14 protein-coding genes and 1 riboswitch are annotated in these 18,291 nt (G+C 60.5%); of the genes, 8 read left to right on the top strand and 6 right to left on the bottom strand.

The genetic code is table 11. The features are described 5' to 3' along the window. Positions 1-63: 63 nt before the first annotated feature. Complete coding sequence (locus tag MED193_RS09040; RefSeq protein ID WP_009809397.1) at positions 64-1,482, top strand: uracil-xanthine permease family protein; 1,419 nt, start codon at positions 64-66, stop codon at positions 1,480-1,482. Positions 1,483-1,840: 358 nt separating this feature from the next. On the opposite strand, the gene MED193_RS09035 is transcribed toward MED193_RS09040, so the two are convergent. The 4 genes from MED193_RS09035 to MED193_RS09020 form a co-directional block, all read right to left on the bottom strand. Then, entirely contained in the window at positions 1,841-2,827 is a 987-nt protein-coding gene (locus MED193_RS09035; protein ID WP_009809396.1) for a type I glyceraldehyde-3-phosphate dehydrogenase, read from the bottom strand. A gap of 118 nt (positions 2,828-2,945) precedes the next feature. Next, entirely contained in the window at positions 2,946-3,326 is a 381-nt protein-coding gene (locus MED193_RS09030) for a hypothetical protein (RefSeq protein WP_009809395.1), read from the bottom strand. Positions 3,327-3,499: 173 nt separating this feature from the next. After that, positions 3,500-4,324 (bottom strand): bifunctional allantoicase/(S)-ureidoglycine aminohydrolase, encoded by an 825-nt coding sequence (locus MED193_RS09025; RefSeq protein WP_009809394.1) that lies wholly within the window; start codon positions 4,322-4,324, stop codon positions 3,500-3,502. 193 nt (positions 4,325-4,517) lie between these two features. Then, positions 4,518-5,294 carry an IclR family transcriptional regulator C-terminal domain-containing protein gene (locus MED193_RS09020; protein ID WP_009809393.1) on the bottom strand — a complete coding sequence of 259 codons (777 nt, stop codon included), beginning with the start codon at positions 5,292-5,294 and terminating at the stop codon, positions 4,518-4,520. Between the two features lie 167 nt (positions 5,295-5,461). On the opposite strand from MED193_RS09020, the gene MED193_RS09015 reads away from it, so the two are divergent. The 5 genes from MED193_RS09015 to MED193_RS08995 all read left to right on the top strand — a co-directional run bounded on the left by MED193_RS09015 (position 5,462) and on the right by MED193_RS08995 (position 14,301). Further along, a complete protein-coding gene (locus tag MED193_RS09015) occupies positions 5,462-6,811 on the top strand; it encodes an aromatic ring-hydroxylating dioxygenase subunit alpha (protein ID WP_009809392.1) in 1,350 nt (449 codons plus the stop codon). 175 nt (positions 6,812-6,986) lie between these two features. Continuing rightward, positions 6,987-8,441 carry a glutamine synthetase family protein gene (locus MED193_RS09010; protein WP_009809391.1) on the top strand — a complete coding sequence of 485 codons (1,455 nt, stop codon included), beginning with the start codon at positions 6,987-6,989 and terminating at the stop codon, positions 8,439-8,441. 210 nt (positions 8,442-8,651) lie between these two features. Further along, positions 8,652-8,733: riboswitch (glycine riboswitch) on the top strand. 161 nt (positions 8,734-8,894) lie between these two features. Further along, the gene (gene gcvH, locus MED193_RS09005) at positions 8,895-9,254 is read left to right on the top strand and encodes a glycine cleavage system protein GcvH (protein WP_039966068.1); all 360 of its coding nucleotides are present in this window, start codon (positions 8,895-8,897) and stop codon (positions 9,252-9,254) included. Positions 9,255-9,415: 161 nt separating this feature from the next. After that, positions 9,416-12,265 carry an aminomethyl-transferring glycine dehydrogenase gene (gene gcvP, locus MED193_RS09000; protein WP_009809389.1) on the top strand — a complete coding sequence of 950 codons (2,850 nt, stop codon included), beginning with the start codon at positions 9,416-9,418 and terminating at the stop codon, positions 12,263-12,265. A gap of 302 nt (positions 12,266-12,567) precedes the next feature. Beyond that, on the top strand, positions 12,568-14,301 hold the full coding sequence (locus MED193_RS08995) for an amidohydrolase (protein ID WP_009809388.1): 1,734 nt from the start codon (positions 12,568-12,570) through the stop codon (positions 14,299-14,301). 21 nt (positions 14,302-14,322) lie between these two features. Here MED193_RS08995 and MED193_RS08990 read toward each other — a convergent pair whose 3' ends face one another. Then, entirely contained in the window at positions 14,323-15,285 is a 963-nt protein-coding gene (locus MED193_RS08990) for a glyoxylate/hydroxypyruvate reductase A (RefSeq protein ID WP_254655443.1), read from the bottom strand. A gap of 98 nt (positions 15,286-15,383) precedes the next feature. Here MED193_RS08990 and MED193_RS08985 point away from each other — a divergent pair, with 98 nt between their 5' ends. Together MED193_RS08985 and MED193_RS08980 are read left to right on the top strand one after the other, a co-directional pair. Beyond that, the gene (locus MED193_RS08985) at positions 15,384-16,619 is read left to right on the top strand and encodes an acyl-CoA dehydrogenase family protein (RefSeq protein ID WP_009809386.1); all 1,236 of its coding nucleotides are present in this window, start codon (positions 15,384-15,386) and stop codon (positions 16,617-16,619) included. Between the two features lie 4 nt (positions 16,620-16,623). Continuing rightward, on the top strand, positions 16,624-17,430 hold the full coding sequence (locus tag MED193_RS08980) for a thioesterase family protein (protein ID WP_009809385.1): 807 nt from the start codon (positions 16,624-16,626) through the stop codon (positions 17,428-17,430). A 21-nt stretch (positions 17,431-17,451) separates the two neighbouring features. On the opposite strand, the gene truA is transcribed toward MED193_RS08980, so the two are convergent. Further along, positions 17,452-18,228 carry a tRNA pseudouridine(38-40) synthase TruA gene (gene truA, locus MED193_RS08975; RefSeq protein WP_009809384.1) on the bottom strand — a complete coding sequence of 259 codons (777 nt, stop codon included), beginning with the start codon at positions 18,226-18,228 and terminating at the stop codon, positions 17,452-17,454. Positions 18,229-18,291: the final 63 nt, after the last annotated feature.

Raw genomic sequence — 18,291 nt, 5'->3', positions numbered from 1 at the left:
CCAGAGTGACCCCCCAATAGAAGGTGGCGCTCGTGATAACCAACAGAACGAGGGAATAAAAGAATGGCTGACGGCGCAATAGGAACGCCCGCGCAATTGCGGGATCCGAATTATACTCCACCCCTGGCCCGTGCGGTGCCGCTGGGCATCCAGCATGTGCTGGCAATGTTTGTCTCTAACGTGACACCGGCGATCATTGTCGCGGGGGCTGCGGGATTTGGCTTTGGCTCCAACTCACCGGACTTCCCAGAGCTGCTCTATCTGATCCAGATGTCGATGCTCTTTGCTGGGGTGGCCACCCTGTTGCAGACTGTGACACTGGGGCCTGTTGGGGCAGCGCTGCCAATCGTGCAGGGGACAAGCTTTGCCTTTTTGCCGATCATGATCCCACTGGTGGCAGGCAAAGGCGTGGATGGCCTGGCGGCGCTTTATGGTGGGGTGCTGATTGGTGGCATCTTTCATGGGCTTCTGGGGCTGGTGATTGGCAAGATCCGTTTTGCCCTGCCGCCATTGGTAACCGGGCTGGTTGTGACCATGATCGGCCTAGCCCTTGTCAAGGTGGGCATTCAATATGCGGCTGGCGGGGTGCCTGCGATTGGCACGCCTGAATATGGCTCTTTGTTGAATTGGTCGGCGGCTCTGGTGGTGATCTTTGCCACACTGGGGCTCAAGTTTTTTGCACGTGGTATGCTGTCGGTCTCAGCCGTGCTTTTGGGTCTGATTATCGGCTATATTTATGCTCTGATGATGGGCATGGTGACCTTTGACGCCATTGGCACCAGCTGGTCGCGCGCGGCCTCTTTTGCTCTGCCGGTGCCGTTCAAATACGGGTTTGAGTTCTCCTTTGCTGCCATTCTCGGCTTCTGTCTGATGGCTTTTGTTTCGGCGGTCGAGACTGTGGGCGATGTCAGCGGCATCACCCGCGGTGGGGCCAAGCGTGAGGCGACGGACAAGGAAATCGCCGGGGCAACCTATGCTGATGGTCTGGGCTCGGCTGTTGCCGGCATCTTCGGCGGGCTGCCTAATACCTCGTTCAGCCAGAACGTTGGCTTGATCGCCATGACCGGAGTGATGAGCCGCCATGTGGTCACCATCGGGGCGCTGTTCCTGATCCTCTGTGGCTTGGTGCCCAAGGTTGGCGCGATCATCCGCACTATTCCGATTGAGGTGCTTGGGGGCGGTGTCATTGTGATGTTTGGCATGGTTGTGGCCGCCGGTATTTCGATGCTGTCCGATGTGGACTGGAACCGGCGCAATATGGTGATCTTTGCGATTTCTCTGTCGGTTGGTTTGGGGCTGCAGCTGGAGCCGGGGGCGGTGCAATATCTGCCAGGCACGCTGAAGGTGCTGATGACCAGTGGCCTGTTGCCCGCCGCGTTGATTGCAATTGTGCTCAACCTGATCTTGCCTGCAGAATTGGCGGATGAAGCCACCGAAGAAGTCTCTGGCGGTATGGCCGGGAATGGTGAGGGCAGCCTGTAACCTTCTGCGGGGCCTAGCTGAGAAAGGGGAGGGCTCCCGCCCGATCCAGGACAATCAAAGATTGGCCAAGATCCGTTGGGCCCAGCGCCGCGCTTCGCGCGGCGCATTTTTTTGCTGAGAAGCCTCTGAGGAGCAGGTCTGCCCCTCAGAGGCGTTATTGAGTGTGCCACGCCGACCCCGGCCTCAAGGGTGAACCGCGCTGCCGCGCGGCAGCCAGGGCTGCCCTTGACCCCGTGTTCGGCAGAGGAGGTGGCGGGGAGGTCTTATGCTCGCCGCGCGACAGCGCAGCGCCTGGCCCAAGGGGAGCGCGGCGGCTTTGCGGCTGTGGCGACGGTCGGGTACGTCTGGCTTTGGTCTCTTATGACCTGGCCATCAGGCGCGCGACGTCCAGCATCCGCGCGGAAAAGCCCCACTCATTATCATACCAGCCAAAGACGCGGACCTGCTGCGGGTCCACCATCCGAATTTCCGGTGCTGCGAGGATGAGGGATTCCGGGCGGGCGCGTAGGTCTGACGAAACCAGCGGCATTTCGGTCCAGCCCAAGACCTCAGCAGCCTCGCTACCAGTTTTGAGTGCGGCGACGAAGCTGGGCTCATCCATCGGTTTTTGCAGCCGGGCGACCAGGTCCACCGCGGAAACGCTGGCAGTCGGTACCCGCAGGGCGGCACCGCTGATCCGGCCCTTGAGATGTGGTAGGACCTCATCAATCAGATAGGTTGCTGAACTGGTTGTTGGCACCATCGACAAAGCGCCTGCGCGTGAGCGGGCAAAGTCACCGCGCGGGGCGTCCACCATAGGCTGCGAGTTGGTGTAGCAATGGATGGTGGTCATATGAGCGCTCTCAATTCCACCGATTTCGTCGACCAGCTTGACCAAAGGGGCCAGCCCATTGGTGGTGCAGGAGGCGTTGGAGACAATCCGCGCTCCTCCCAGTCGCTTCTCGTTGACCCCAAAGACCACTGTTTGCTCGGCGGCAGGAGAGGGGCCGGAAATCAAGACCTTGCCGGCCCCGGCCGCCAGGCCGCGTTGTGCCACGTCGGAACTGCGGGCAATGCCGGTGCATTCCAGCACCACATCAACACCGGAAAGATCGACCTGGGTGAGATCGGCCTCGTGGGACATCGGGACGGATTTGTCCAGAACCCGGAGCATGCGGTCTCCATGGGTTACCGCATGGGGGAAGGGGCCAAAGGTGCTGTCGTATTGAAATAGATAGGCGCACATCTCCAGTGGGGCGATGTCATTGATCAGGGCGATCTCGACCCCCTCGCCGCGCGTCGTCGTGAGGATCTGGCGCAAAATAGCGCGACCGATACGGCCAAACCCATTGATGGCAATTTTCATATGCGCAACTCTCCTGCGATCCGGATGGTCTTGCGAGGGGCAAAGGACCGGGGATCTGTTCAGCAAATCTGCCTTGGCGGGTTAAACTCTAACCTGCGCGGGCGGTGGTCTTGAGGGGTTACTGATGTGGGCAGATCAGAGCGGAAAAATAGGTGCCGGTGATGTCACGATACAGCGTGTCGAGATTGGTGCTACACCCTGTTGCCCTATGAAAGGCGCGCACTGCCTGTCGCGCGCTGAGCACAGCGGGCGGGCGTTTGGGGCGCAATTCGGTATTGAGCCGGGTGGCGCTATAAAATCCAGGCACCTCTTCTGTCGGGGCGACAACCCAGCTGCGTCCCAAAACCGTGACCTGCTTGTCGGCTTCTAAGTCTTTGGCCTGCGTGGTGATGGGCATCAAACCAGAAGCGACCGAAAGGCACAGGGCAGCAGCCAGCTTTGAGGGCAGTTTTGCGGGCCATGTTGCAGACAGTTTCGAGGACGGGGGGCTGGTGATCATTGCGAAAAGCTCCGGTAGTCAAAAGCACTTGCCGCCAGCCTAGCGCCGCGACCGGGCTTTGCAATGGGCTTCTCCACCAGCTGCGGTAAAGAAAGCGGCACAGGAGGAGGGCCACCGGAGCCAAGGCGCTGCACGAGGTCTTTTCCAGAGCCCCGTCCCGTCTCCAGTCCGGGCTAGAGGGACAGGGGCATGTGGCGATTCACATCCTTATATAGCAGGTAGCGGAATGGCCCTGGGCCGGCAGAATAACAGGCCTGTGGGCAAAAGGCGCGAAGCCACATAAAGTCGCCTGCTTCGACCTCAACCCAATCCTTGTTCAGCAAATAGACCGCCTTGCCCTCAAGCACAAAAAGCCCGTGCTCCATGACATGAGTTTCCTCAAAGGGGATAACGCCGCCGGGCTGGAAGGTAACAATGGTGACATGCATGTCGTGGGACATGTCTTCGGGGTCCATGAACCGGGTGGTGGCCCAGCGTCCCTCTGTGTCGGGCATCGCATTGGGGGCGATGTCCTGCTCATTGCAGGTAAAAGCCTGAGGCCTGTCGATCCCTGGGGCGGATTGCCAGCGTTTGCGGATCCAGTGGAAGCTGGCGCTGGCTGCGCTGTGATTGTGCAGGGTCCAATTGCTGCCCGCTGGCAGATAGGCAAAGCTGCCGGGGCTGAGGTCCTGGACCTCGCCATCGATGCAGATCTGGAGGCTGCCTTCGGTGACAAACAAACTGCTTTGGGCAGTGGCATCGCTTTCGGGAGTGTCAGATCCACCACCAGGTTGAAGTTCAACAATATACTGCGAGAAGGTCTCAGAGAAACCAGTCATGGGCCGGGCAATGACCCACATGCGCATGCCCCTCCAGCCCGGCAGGAATGAGGTGGTGATATCGCGCATGGTGCCGCCAGGGAGTACTGCGTAGGCCTCAGTGAAAACCGCGCGCCCGGTGAGCAGCTGATCCTGACCGGGTAGGCCGCCTTTGGGGGTGAAATAGCTGCTTTGGCTCATGGTGTGTCCCTATTGCTCAATCTGGGCTGCCGCTGGGGCATGCCAAGGGCAATATGCGCCTCCCCTTGCGCCACTCCTAGCGGCGCAAGGGGGATAACTATCTTCGTGTTTTTTTGAAAACGAACGCAGAGCTTGGATGCTTGGGCTGTTCCGAGATCCCCCCCTCAGGGTCAGGCCAAGGGTCAGGCCGGGGTCAGAGGTCCTCAACGGCATGGGTCTGACGCAGCTCAGCGGCGCAAACCTGCAGCCCCTGCAGCAACTGTTCCGCTTTGTGGTCGGCCGCGAGGCCGCCGGGGGTGGAACTGCCCAGGACCACTGGCGTCGTCCCGGGACGCGACAGGGGGACAGCATAGCCGATGATACCAGGTTCAAATTCGCTGTCCGTGATGCAATATCCCTGACTGCGCGCTGCTGCGATCTGGTGCAAGATCTCGTCCTGATCCTGGAGCGAATGTTCGGTGTGCCGCGGGATTTCCGAACGATCCAGCAAACCGGCGGCCTCTTCCTGGGAGAGGCAGGCCATCAGCATCCTGCCTAGGCTGGTATGGACCAGCGGGATATGGGCACCAGCGGTAAAGCCATAGGTGACAGGCCCGCGCTCAGTCGTAGACTGCGCCAGCAATAAAACCCGCCCCTGATCAAGAATCGCCAGGCTGAGCTCTGTTTGCAGTCTGGTGGCATGTTGATTCAAGACCGGCTGCACCCTGCGCCCAAATTGATTTGCCTGCAAAAATCCCCCAGCCAGTGCCAGGACCCGAGGTGTGAGCGAAAGCATGCGCCCCTGTTGGCGCAGATAGCCAGCCTGAACCAGCGTCAAGGCCCCGCGCCGGGCGGTGGCGCGGTCTTGCTTTGTGCGCCGGGCTATTTCGGCCAGGGTCATGCTGGGCGTTGCGGCATCAAAGACGGCCAGCACGGCTAGGCCCTTGGCAAAACTTGAGGAAATATTTCGGTCTTGTTCTGATTTGGTCATGGAAACCGTCGCTTGTCAAAATTGAATTCTGGTCGTGACCTTGACAATGGCCGGAACATACTGCAAAAAATGACCGTATTCAACACTATAAGTACGTATTTCGAACTATGTCAAGGCCGTTAAGTCGCCTACCTCTTCCACGTTGACTGCCAGAGAAAGAGCCAGCCATGATCAGCCAGGGACTGAACGACGGCCTCACCCGCACAGGTAAGGGCAGCGATGCCGGCGAGGTGCTGCGGCGCTATTGGCAACCCGCCGCGCTCTTGGATGAGTTGGAGGGCGGGCGCCCTGTGGTGCCAGTGCGGCTGCTGGGCGAGGATCTGGTGCTATTTCGCGACAGCGAGGGCGCTTTGGGCCTGATCGGGCGCCATTGCCCGCATCGCGGTGCGGATATGTGCTTTGGTCGCCTAGAGGACAACGGGCTGCGCTGCCCCTTCCATGGCTGGCATTTCAACCGCGCCGGTCAATGTGTTGAACAGCCGGGAGAACCGGCCGGCAGTCGGATGCACGAACAGATCCAAACCACCGCCTATCCGGTGGTCGAGAGGAACGGCATCATCTGGGCCTATATGGGGCCGGGCGAGCCCCCAGACTTCCCAGCGCTGGATTGCTTTCGTGCGCCCACCACCCATGTTTTTGCCTTTAAGGGCCTCTGGCAATGCAACTGGCTGCAGGCCATGGAGGTGGGGATCGACCCAGCCCATGCTTCGTTTTTGCATCGGTTCCTGCAGGACGAAGACCCGGCAGAGGCCTATGGCAAACAGTTCCGCGATACGGCTGGCAATACGGAAATCCCGATGACCAAACTGTTGCGCGATTTCCCCCGTCCTGAAATCACCGCTGAAGAGGCAGATCACGGGCTCAAGATCACTGCCCTGCGCCATCTGGGCGATGGGCGCACCCATGTCCGGATCACCAATCAGATCTTCCCCGAGGCGATCTGCATTCCGATGTCACGCGAGATGACCATCACCCAATGGCACGTGCCGATTGATGATGAAAACTGCTATTGGTACTCCATGTTTACCAGCTTTGATCAGCCCGTAAACAAGGATCTGATGCGCGAACAGCGCCTGAAAGAGCATAGGCTGCCAGACTATGCGCCGCTGAAAGGACGCCACAATAACTATGGTTTCGACCCCAAAGAGCAAGAGCGCGAGACCTATACCGGCATGGGGCTGGACATCAACGTGCATGACCAATGGGCGGTCGAAAGCATGGGTGCTATTCAGGACCGCACTCAGGAGCATTTGGGTAAGACGGATGTGGCCATCATTCGTTACCGTCGGCAGCTGCGCGCAGCGATTGATGCGGTCAAGGAGGGGCGGGATCAAGACCTGCCGATGTGGGGGGATCTGGACCTGTCTACTGTCTATGGGCCAATCTCTAATGATTCCATTGCGCAGGACGGCGATTGGCAGAGCGCGGCACTGCTGGCCGACCAGGAGCGGCGCGGCGGTTGTTCCTGGGATGCTGATGTCGCAGCGGAACACGCATTGGCCAAGGTTGCCCCCTAATCAACATTGTTTTTTGAGTAAAATTTGGGATTACCTGACGGCAGATCAACGGATCTGCCCTGAGGTGTAGCTTTTGGGAGTGACGCAGGATCTGCACAGCGGCAGGATGCGGCGCGGCTTGGCTGTGAGATTGGGCTGCAGGATTTGGCAGCGGCAGAGGGACGAATAGACGCAAATGGCATATGATCTGGCAACAGGACGATTGGCGCGCGACGGATTGCTCAGCTCTGAGGCGCTGACCCAGGCAGATGAGCTATTGGCCCAGCTTCAAGCGGCCAGGGTGGAAACGCTGCGGGTTCTGTTTGCCGATCAGCATGGTATTTTGCGGGGAAAGACCCTGGTGGCAGAGGCCTTTGCCGGGCTGTTCCGTACTGGGCTGAATGTGCCCTCAACCCTGCTGCTGAAAGACACCTCACATCGTACGGCCTTTCCGGTCTGGGACGAAGGTCGCGGCCAGGACGCCTTTGTGCCGATGCGCGGCGCCGGGGATGTGCTGTTGGTGCCGCGCCCAGAGACCTTTCGGGTGCTGCCCTGGTCGCCACAGTCCGCCTGGATTCTCTGCGATCCGGTACAGACCGATGGCAGCGCTATCAGTTTCTCCTCAACGCAGGTGTTGCGCCGTGCCATGGGCGGTGTGCAGGCGCAGGGGCTGGAGGCGATTTTTGGTTTGGAGGTGGAGTTTCAGATCTTTGAGCGCCTGAACCCGGAGCTGGAGCATGGCCAATGCACCATGCCAGGGGCACCGGTGCAGACCCGAAATCTGACCCAGGGACACCAATATCTGACGGAAACCCGCTATAGCGACTGCGAAGCTGTGCTGGATGACATCCGCCGCAATGCCCAGGCGCTGGGCCTGCAACTTCGCTCGGTTGAGATCGAGATGGGGCCAAGCCAGTTTGAATTCACCTTTGCGCCGCTGCCCGCGCTGGAGCAGGCCGATGCCATGGTCATGTTCCGCACCATGGTCAAGGAGGTCTGCGCCCGCGCCGGGTTGCACGCCAGTTTCATGGCCAAGCCGCGGCTGGAAAATGCCATGGCCAATGGCTGGCACCTACATCAATCCCTGGTGGAGCGCAGCAGCGGGCGCAACCTGTTTCAGCCCGCCGAGGATGGCAATCTGAGTGCGCAGGCCTCTGGCTGGATTGCCGGGTTGCTGCAGCACGCGGCGGAATGCTCGCTGATGATCGCGCCAACGGTGAACAGCTACAAACGCTATCAGCCCTATCAATTGGCGCCGGATCGCATTCAGTGGGGGCAGGACAACCGTGGTGCCATGCTGCGCGCCCTGATGAAGCCCCAGGATGCCGCCTCGCGGATTGAAAACCGCGCACCGGACAGTTCGGCCAACCCCTATTATGCTCTCGCTTCCCAGATCCTTGCGGGATCTGCCGGGATGGCGGCGGGGCTGGCTGCGCCAGCACCGACCTATTCGCCCTATGATGCCGGCGCTGCCCGGCTGCCGCGTTCCCTTGGTCAGGCGCTAGAGGGATTTGCGGGGTCAGAACTTTTTGCCGCCACCCTTGGGGCGGAGTTCGTCAGCTACTTGTCGCAGTTGAAGCGGTTTGAATGGGATCGCTACCTGAATACAGTTAGCGAGTGGGAGCAGGCGGAGTACTTCAACCTTTTCTGACCCGGCTTGCGGGACGCTCAAGATAGTTATGAGCAAAAGCGACAGAGCGGGACGCATTTGCGTCTTGAACGGTTTCCTGCGCGCTGGTAATTGTGCCCCTGTGTATATGGGAGAACCGTCGCTGTGATGTCGGGCCTTTGGCCTGCCCCGCAAGCTCGGTGCCGAAGGAGCAACCGCCCCGGAAACTCTCAGGCAGAAGGGACCTTATACACGAAAGACTCTGGAGAGAGCTCGAGGGAACTCGAGCCGCCGAAGGGATAACGATCTCAGGCACCGGGACAGAGGGGGCATCGAACCGCGCAGGCGGACTGCTCGCGCGGGGATGCCGGAGTGACTTGACCAGATCCCACTGATCAAGCCGGCCCCAGATTTCAGGTGTCTCATTGGGGCGCCGCAAGGCCAGATCAACCACCGGGCAAGGCGCTCCGGGGCAAGCATAACGGGATGAAGACGATGAAATTTACCGAAGAACACGAATGGCTGGACGTGGACGGCGAAATTGTGACCGTGGGGATCACGGCCCATGCCGCCGAGCAGCTGGGCGATGTGGTCTTTATTGAGCTGCCCGAGGTTGGTGACGAATTTGCCAAGGACGACGAAATTGTGGTGATTGAGTCCGTCAAGGCCGCGTCGGACATCCTGTCGCCGCTGGACGGCGAAGTTGTTGAGGTCAACGCCGCCCTGACCGAGACCCCCGGCAAGGTGAATGAAGACCCGCAAGGCGATGCCTGGTTCTTCAAGCTTAAGGTTGAAGACATGTCCCCCATGGACGACTATATGGAAGAAGCCGCCTACAAGGCCTTCATCGGTTAACTCCGCCCCCGCCGCGCCCCTGGTTCGGCGGGATTTCTTTTACCAGCGTCGCCTTCAGGCCAGCAGTGTATGATACCGGGTTTGCCCGATCAGATTTCTGCGTCCTGCGTTTCGCTGCCCCGCTCTGCTTGCAATATGTCTAGATCAACAGGACCCATGTGATGTCTTTCACCCCGACCGATTATCTGCCCTATGATTTTGCCAACCGCCGTCATATCGGCCCCTCCCCAGAAGAAATGGAGGAGATGCTTGCGGTGGTTGGCGCCGAGAGCCTGGAGGCACTGATCGACGACACAGTTCCGGCCTCGATCCGGCAGTCTGCGGCGTTGGAGTTCGGCCGCCCCTTGTCGGAGCGTGAGCTGCTGTTTCACATGCGCCAAGTGGCGGATAAGAACCAAGTGATGACCTCGCTGATTGGTCAGGGCTACCACGGCACGGTGACGCCCCCGGCGATCCAGCGCAATATTCTGGAAAACCCCGCCTGGTACACCGCCTATACGCCTTACCAGCCAGAGATCTCCCAGGGGCGGCTTGAGGCCTTGCTGAACTTTCAGACGATGATATCAGACCTTACCGGATTGGAAGTCGCCAATGCTTCCTTGCTGGACGAGGGCACCGCAGCGGCTGAGGCGATGACCATGGCGCAGCGGTTGGCAAAATCCAAGGCAAAGGCGTTTTTTGTCGATCGCGACTGCCATCCGCAGACCATCGCCGTGGTGCAAACCCGCGCGCAGCCGCTGGATATTGAGGTGATTGTTGGCAATCCGGACAAGCTGCAGGCGGATCAAGTCTTTGGCGCGCTTTTTCAGTACCCTGGCACCTATGGTCATGTGCGTGATTTCACCCCGCAGATGGAGGCGCTGCACGGGGCCCGTGCGATTGGTGTGGTGGCGGCGGATCCCCTGGCGCTGACCCTGCTAAAAGAGCCGGGCGCCATGGGGGTCGATATTGCGGTGGGCTCGACCCAGCGCTTTGGCGTGCCGATGGGGGCGGGCGGTCCCCATGCGGCCTATATGGCCACGCGCGATGCCTACAAACGAGCAATGCCGGGGCGCATTGTCGGCGTGTCGATTGATGCCCAGGGCAACAAGGCCTACCGGCTGTCGCTGCAAACCCGCGAGCAGCATATCCGCCGCGAAAAGGCCACCTCGAACGTCTGCACCGCGCAGGCGCTGCTGGCGGTGATGGCCTCCATGTATGCGGTGTTCCACGGTCCCAAGGGGCTGAAGGCCATCGCGCAGCGCATTCATCGCAAAACTGTGCGTCTGGCCCGTGGGCTGGAAGAGGCGGGCTTCAAGGTCGATCCCAAGAGCTTTTTTGACACCATCACCGTGGATGTGGGGCCTTTGCAGGCGGCGGTGATGAAGTCGGCCCTGGACGAGGGCATTAACCTGCGCCGCGTTGGCGAGACCCGCGTTGGCATTACCCTGGATGAAACCACCCGCCGCGACACCACCGAGGCCGTCTGGCGCGCCTTTGGCATTACCCGCACGGATGATGCGCTGGTGCCAGAGTACCGCGTGCCGCAAAATATGCACCGCACGTCTGACTACCTCAGCCATCCGATTTTCCACATGAACCGGGCCGAAACCGAGATGATGCGCTATATGCGCCGCCTTGCGGACCGTGATCTGGCCCTTGACCGGGCGATGATCCCGTTGGGGTCCTGCACCATGAAACTGAACGCCGCGGCCGAGATGATGCCGCTGAGCTGGCCGGAATTTGCCCATATCCACCCCTTCGCCCCCGCAGCGCAGCAGGCGGGCTATGGTGAGATGCTCACGGACCTGTCGGCGAAACTGTGCCAGATCACTGGATATGATGCGATCTCGATGCAGCCCAACTCGGGTGCGCAGGGCGAATATGCCGGGCTCTTGACCATTGCTTCCTATCACCAGGCGAGAGGGGAGGCGCACCGCAATATCTGTCTGATCCCGATGTCAGCCCATGGCACCAACCCGGCCTCGGCCCAGATGGTGGGCTGGAAGGTTGTGGTGGTGAAATCCGCTGAGAATGGCGATATCGATCTGGATGATTTCCGCGCCAAGGCTGAGAAACACGCGACACATCTGGCGGGCTGCATGATCACCTACCCCTCCACCCATGGGGTGTTTGAGGAAACCGTGCACGAGGTCTGCCAGATCACCCATGATCACGGCGGCCAGGTCTATATTGATGGTGCCAATATGAACGCCATGGTTGGGCTCAGCCGCCCCGGCGATCTGGGCGGTGATGTGAGCCACCTGAACCTGCACAAGACCTTTGCCATTCCCCATGGCGGCGGTGGCCCCGGCATGGGGCCGATTGGCGTTAAGGCACATCTGGTGGCGCATCTGCCGGGCCACCCTGAACTGGGTGGCGCCCAAGGGCCGGTCTCGGCAGCGCCCTATGGGTCGGCCTCGATCCTGACCATTTCCTGGGCCTATTGTCTGATGATGGGGGGCGAGGGTTTGACCCAGGCCACCAAGGTGGCCATTCTCAACGCCAACTATATCGCAAAGCGGTTGGAGGGCGCCTATGGCGTCTTATACAAGGGGCCGACAGGCCGGGTGGCGCATGAGTGTATCCTGGACACCCGTCCCTTTGACGAGAGCGCTGGCGTGACGGTGGATGATGTGGCGAAACGGCTGATCGACAGTGGCTTTCACGCCCCCACCATGAGCTGGCCTGTGGCGGGGACACTGATGGTGGAACCCACCGAGTCAGAAACCAAGGCCGAGCTGGACCGCTTTGTCGATGCCATGCTGTCGATCCGTGCCGAGGTGCAGGCCATTGAGGAGGGCGTGATTGATCCGGAGAATAACCCGCTGAAACATGCGCCCCATACCATGGAGGATCTGGTGAAGGATTGGGATCGCCCCTACAGCCGCGAGCAGGGCTGCTTTCCTCCCGGCGCCTTCCGCGTCGACAAATACTGGCCGCCGGTTAACCGCGTCGACAATGCCTATGGTGACCGCAACCTGATCTGCACCTGCCCGCCATTGGAAGACTACGTCGAGGCGGCAGAGTAAGCCTTGGGTGCAATATTATCAAAATCGACGGGCCCTGTGGGGCCCGTTCTCGTTTGTTGGGGTGGTCCGGCGAAGGCTTTGAGGCACGGCGCGGGCGACGGTGGGGCCAGGCGCGGTTTTCTTTTTGCGGCGACAGCAGCCACTGCTCAGCAGGCTGATACGATCTCTGCTTTGTAAGCGCAGAGGTTGTGACTGAAATCTGTAAATTCTCCTTAAGTTTGCACCCTCCCGCAACGTCAGCCTTGTTTGGAACCATCGCGAAGACAATCCTGCCGAGCAACGGTACGGGGGAGATACGTGCGATGAAATGGCTGGGACGCGTATTCAAAGGGTTGCTAGTGTTGGGGCTGCTAGCGGCGGGGCTGATCTGGTATCTTCTGCGCCCCGAGCGCGTTGCATCCCAGCTGATCCTGACCGGAGGGCAGATCCTTCCCATGTCCACAGCGACCGAGGTGCCAGGTCCCGAGGCGATTTTGGTTCAGGATGGCGTGATCACCGCTGTTGGCACCTTGGCACAGCTGCAAGAAAGTGGCGCGCCAGTGCATGACCTCACGGGCCGGGTGCTGACTCCGGGCTTGATCGAACCCCATACCCACCCAATTGCAACCGCGCTGCTGGGGGCGGTGGTGGACGTCAGCGGCTTTCGCCACACCAGCCGGGCGGAGGTGATGCAGAGCTTGGAGCAGGCCGCAGATGCCACTGCACTCACCCCCTGGTTGGTCGCCTATGGATGGGATCCGGTGGCAATCGCGGATCTTTCCGCCCCCACCTTGGGGGAGCTGGATGAGATTGCGCCAGAGCGGCCGCTGGTGGTGATCACCCAGATGCTACACGAGGTCTTTGCCAATACCGCCGCGATGCGGGCCTCTGGCATTTCGCTGGCTACCCCGGAGTCTGGTGAGCCCCACGGCATCATCCGCGATGCGCAGGGGCGCGCGACGGGTGCCTTTCGCGAGCTGGAGGCGGTAAATGCGGTGCTTGGTGCAATGCCCGCAGCAGATCCCGCGGTGGTAGAGCTGTTGGTGCGCCGCGCATATGTTTCTTATGCCAAGGCAGGCTATACCACGATCGGCATCACCGGGGCAGTGGGCAAACATCCCGATCCGGTGGGATTGCTGCGCCATATCGGCGCCAGGGATGCGCCGCTGCGGGCCTTTCTCTACCTCTTGCCACATCAGGGCAAAGATCTGGGAGGCAACGATGATTTCCGGGTGCTTGGCACCAAATACTGGATGGATGGTTCTCCCTTTACCGGCGGCGCCGCCTTTGCCGAGGCCTATGAGCACAGCGATCTCACTTCAGAGCGGATGCATATCCCCCATGGTCATCTGGGGCCGGTGAACCATGAGCCCGGCGATTTCAGCGCCACCGTGGCAGACCTGCAGGCGCAGGGGCATCAGATCGCGGTACATGCCCAGGGGGAGCGCGCCATTGATCAGGTTCTGGACGCTTTTGAGGCGGCAGCGCCCAACCCCGGTCTGGCCCATAGGCTGGAGCATAATGCGCTGATCACGCCGGCGCAGATTCAGCGGGCCAAGGCCCTGGGCATCAGCCTCGGCTTCTTTGTCGATCATATCTACTACTATGGCGATGCGCTGCCCGATATCGTTGGGGATCGCGCAGATCGTTATATGCCGGTGGGGGCGGCGATGCGTGCGGGGGTGGTGACGACGCTGCATGGGGATCACCCTGCCTCGCCGATTGATGCGCTGCGCACCCTGCGTACGGCGGTGGACCGTCACTCGGTTTCGGGTGACACGATCACCGCACCGGACCAGGCAATCACCCGCTACGAGGCTCTGTCGGCGATGACATTGCAGGCGGCGCAACAGCTGGGGCAGCAGGATCTGATCGGCTCGATTGAGGTTGGAAAGAGGGCAGATTTTACCCTGTTCAACGGCAACCCGTTGACGACGGACTGGCAGGCACTGTCAGTGGCGGCAACCTGGAAAGATGGCCAGCCAACCCAGACTGGGCTGGGAGGCTGGCTCCGATTTGGACCTGCGTTTGCAGCGATCAGATCCATATTGTTCTGAAGCCGATGGCGGCAGGCGGGGTCAGTAGCCCCGCTGGCGGTCTACCGCATGCAGTAGATCTTCGCCGGCGCTTAGCCGGCGGAAGTTTTCCACCACATCCGCCAGGGCCTCGCCCAGGTGCCAGCCCGAAACATGCGGCGTGATGGTGACCCTGGGGTGGGACCACAGCGGATCTGTCTCGGGGAGGGGTTCGGTGCAGAGCACATCCAGCACCGCATGGCCTAGGTGGCCGCGATCCAGATCGGCAATCAATGCGGCCTCATCCACCAGATCACCACGTCCGGCATTGATGAATGTGGCGCCAGGCTTCATCGCGGCCAATGTCTGCGCATTGATCAGCCTGCGGGTTTCTTCGGTGGAGGGCAGGATGGCGCAGATGTAGTCACAGATGCCCAGCATCGGCTCCAGCGTTTCCGCCCCGTGGTGGCAGGTGACGCCTTCCATGTCTTTGGGGGAGCGGCTCCAGCCGTGCACCTCAAATCCGAGGTCACGCATCAGCCGAGCAGTCTCGCCGCCAATATGTCCCATACCGAGCACGCCAACGCGGGTCTTGTGGTTTTGCTTCGGCTCCAGTGACTCCCAGGCAGCGCGGGCTTGGCTTTCGGCATGAGCTGCAACATTGCGTTGCCCCATAAGGACATAGGTCAGGCAGTATTGAGCAATCTCGCGTGCGGGCTCGAGCGGTTTCAGTCGGGTCACCTGCACATGGGGCGGCAGGGCCGGGTGGGCGACGATGGTTTCGACGCCAGCACCAAGTTTCTGCACCAGGGCCAGATTAGGCAATTGGGCGGGGAGATTTGGGGCCAGGCCAGAGACCGCCAGCATGGTGATTTCCGACATGTCGCCGGGCGCATCCAGTGTGCGAATATCCGCCTCGGGCATCAGGGCGCGCAGCTCAGCAGCCAATTCCGTGTCGCGATACCATCCGTTGTGACCAATATTGACCAATAGCGCCATGCCCGTTCCCTTCCGTCTATTTTCCATTGTCGGCCCATGACGTTCCGTCATTGTGCTGGACAGTTATCAAGCGACTAAGCCATGGTTTTTGCAAGAGCGAAAGCGGCAGTGGAGGAGAATTTGAGATGGATATGAATTTTGGAATGCGGGCAGAGAACCGCAAGCTGTTGGACCGGGTTGCCACCATGGTGCGCGACGAGATCATGCCGTTGGAGGCCGAATATCAGGCCGAAATCGGCAAGGAAGATCGCTGGCAGTATACCGCCCGCCAGGCAGAGATCCTCGAAGGGCTGAAGGCCAAGGCAAAAGAGCAGGGGCTGTGGAATTTTTGGCTCACCGACAGTGACAAGGGTTTTGGCCTTTCCACCGTGGAATACGCCTATTTCGCCGAGGAAATGGGCAAGACGCCGCTGGGGGCTGAGGTCTTTAACTGCGCCGCGCCTGATACCGGAAATATGGAAGTGTTTGAGCGCTACGGCACCGATAAGATGAAGGAAGAGTGGCTGGCGCCGCTGTTGGAGGGCAAGATCCGCTCCGCCTATCTGATGACCGAGCCCGACGTGGCCTCGTCGGATGCCACCAATGTGTCGATGGCCTGTGTGCGCGATGGCGATGACTATGTGCTGAACGGCGAAAAATGGTGGGCCTCGGGCGCGGGGGATCCGCGTTGCAAGGTCTATATCGTCATGGTGAAAACCGGTGGTGAAGACCTGCCCAAGCACCAGCGCCAGTCAATGATCGTGGTGCCTGCCGATACGCCGGGTATCGAAGTGCTGCGCCCGATGGAAGTCTATGGACACGACGATGCGCCCCATGGCCATATGCATATCCGTTTCACCAATGTACGCGTGCCCGCCGAAAACCTGCTGCTGGGCGAAGGCCGGGGATTTGAAATTGCCCAAGGCCGCCTTGGGCCTGGACGCATCCATCACTGCATGCGCGCTATCGGTCAGGCAGAGTCCGCACTCGAGCAAATGTGTAAACGCTCGCTGCAGCGCGAAGCCTTTGGCAAGAAGCTGGCCCATCTTGGTGCCAACTATGACATCGTTGCCGAATGCCGCATGGAGATCGAAATGGCGCGTCTGCTCTGCCTAAAGGCCGCCTGGTATATGGATCAGGGCGATGGGCGCGCCGCTGCACCTTGGATCAGCCAGATTAAGGTGGTCGCACCGCGGGTTGCGCTCAAGGTGATCGACGAGGCCGTTCAGATGTTTGGTGGTCAAGGTGTCAGCCAGGATACACCGCTGGCGATTGCCTGGACCCATGTGCGCACTCTGCGTCTGGCCGATGGCCCGGATGCGGTGCACCGTCGCCAGGTGGCACGGGTCGAGCTGAAAAAATATACTCAGGAAAAGGTCTGATCACATGACCTCCAGGGCCCTAGAGGCACCGCCGTTTTTCTCACAAAACTCCGATGGAGTCTTTGTGGGCAATGATCCGGCGCGGGGGCCCTGGTCTGCGGATCACTGTCATGCCGGGCCAGTCACCGGCCTGGCAGCCCGTGCCGCCGAGATCGCGGTCGGCGCGGAAAAGATGCTGTGCCGTCTGACCTTGGACATCCTGCGCCCACTGCCTTTGGCGGGGCTGCGGGTTGCAGCCGAGACCACGCGACACACCCGCACCTTGGCCACCACGCAGATTACCGTGCATGATCTCGACAATACGCTCTGCGCGCTGGGCACCTCGATGCATCTGGTGCGCAAGGATCTGGGTGTGGTTCCAACTGCGCCGGTCACGCCTCTGCGCCGGGCGGATGCTGTGTCCGGGCCGTTTTCCATAGGCGCAGGTCTGCACGACAAACCCTATTTTGGCCAGTTTCTGGATGTGGCCTACCCACCGGAGTTCGGCCTGAACCCTGGACCAAAAACCCTATGGATGCGCACCACGACCTTGGTGGAGGGCGAAGAGCAATCTGCGATCCAGTCGCTCTGTGCCCTGGCGGATTGTGGCAATGGGATTTCCTGGAACGCGCGCCCCGCGGAAATGGGCTTTATGAATACTGATCTTACCCTCAATGTGCACCGGGAACCCGAGGGCGACTGGCACGCCTCAGATTCTGTTTCCCATTGGCATGGAACCGGAATTGGCATGTCTCAATCGGTTTTGCAGGACGAGAAGGGGCCGGTGGCCACTGCCCTGCAAACCCTGGTTTTGCATCCCGCCAAAGCTTAAACTTAGGACCCGCGATCCGCTTCAGCTCTGCTTCGTGAAGGGATCTGTCGGATAGCCAACGCGTGCCAGATACAGACCATGGCCGGGGCAGACCGGGCCGCAGGCGGCGCGGTCGCAGGCTTCAAGCGCTGACTTCACATCCTGCGGCGTCCAAGCGTCGGCGCCCACCCGTTCCAATGTGCCGACGAAGCTGCGCACTTGATTGTGCAGGAAGGATCGGGCCCGCACATGGAAATGCACCTCAGGACCAGAAAGCCCCTGCACCCGCTCAATCCGGAGCTCATCCAGGGTCTTTTGTGGGCTCTGTGCCTGACAGATCGAGGAGCGGAAGGTGGTGAAATCATGGTTGCCTAGCAGATGGTTGGCCCCCTGCTGCATCCTTTCCACATCCAGGTCATTGTTGATCTGCCAGACCTGGCCCGCGTCATGGGTAGCGGGGGCGCGGCGGATCAGGATGCGAAACAGATACTGGCGCTCGATGGCTGAAAACCTTGCGTGCCACTCCGGGTCGACCACGGCGCAGTCGACAATGGCCACGGGCGCAGGCTTCAGGTGAAAGTTCAATGCCTCAGAGAGTCTAAAGGGGCTCCAGGGTTTTTGCAGATCACAATGGGCGACCTGTCCCAGGCCGTGCACCCCAGTATCTGTGCGACCGGCGGCGGCAATGGTATGGGGGCCGGGTTCCAGCTTTGCCAGGGCCTCCTCAATCGCGCCCTGCACCGAGGGCTGATCTTTTTGCCGCTGCCATCCGGCAAAGGGCTTTCCGTGGTATTCAACTTTGAGAGCAAAACGAGGCATGGTCGGGCAAGTAACCCGGCAACAGGGCTGAGGCAAGTGCTCAGGCATACTGGAAACCCACCG

Origin of the sequence: Roseobacter sp. MED193 (assembly GCF_000152965.1) — a bacterium.
Classification (GTDB): Bacteria; Pseudomonadota; Alphaproteobacteria; order Rhodobacterales; family Rhodobacteraceae; genus Pseudophaeobacter.
The sequence above is the reverse complement of the archived record's forward strand: the minus strand, read 5'-3'. Positions and strand labels throughout refer to the sequence as shown.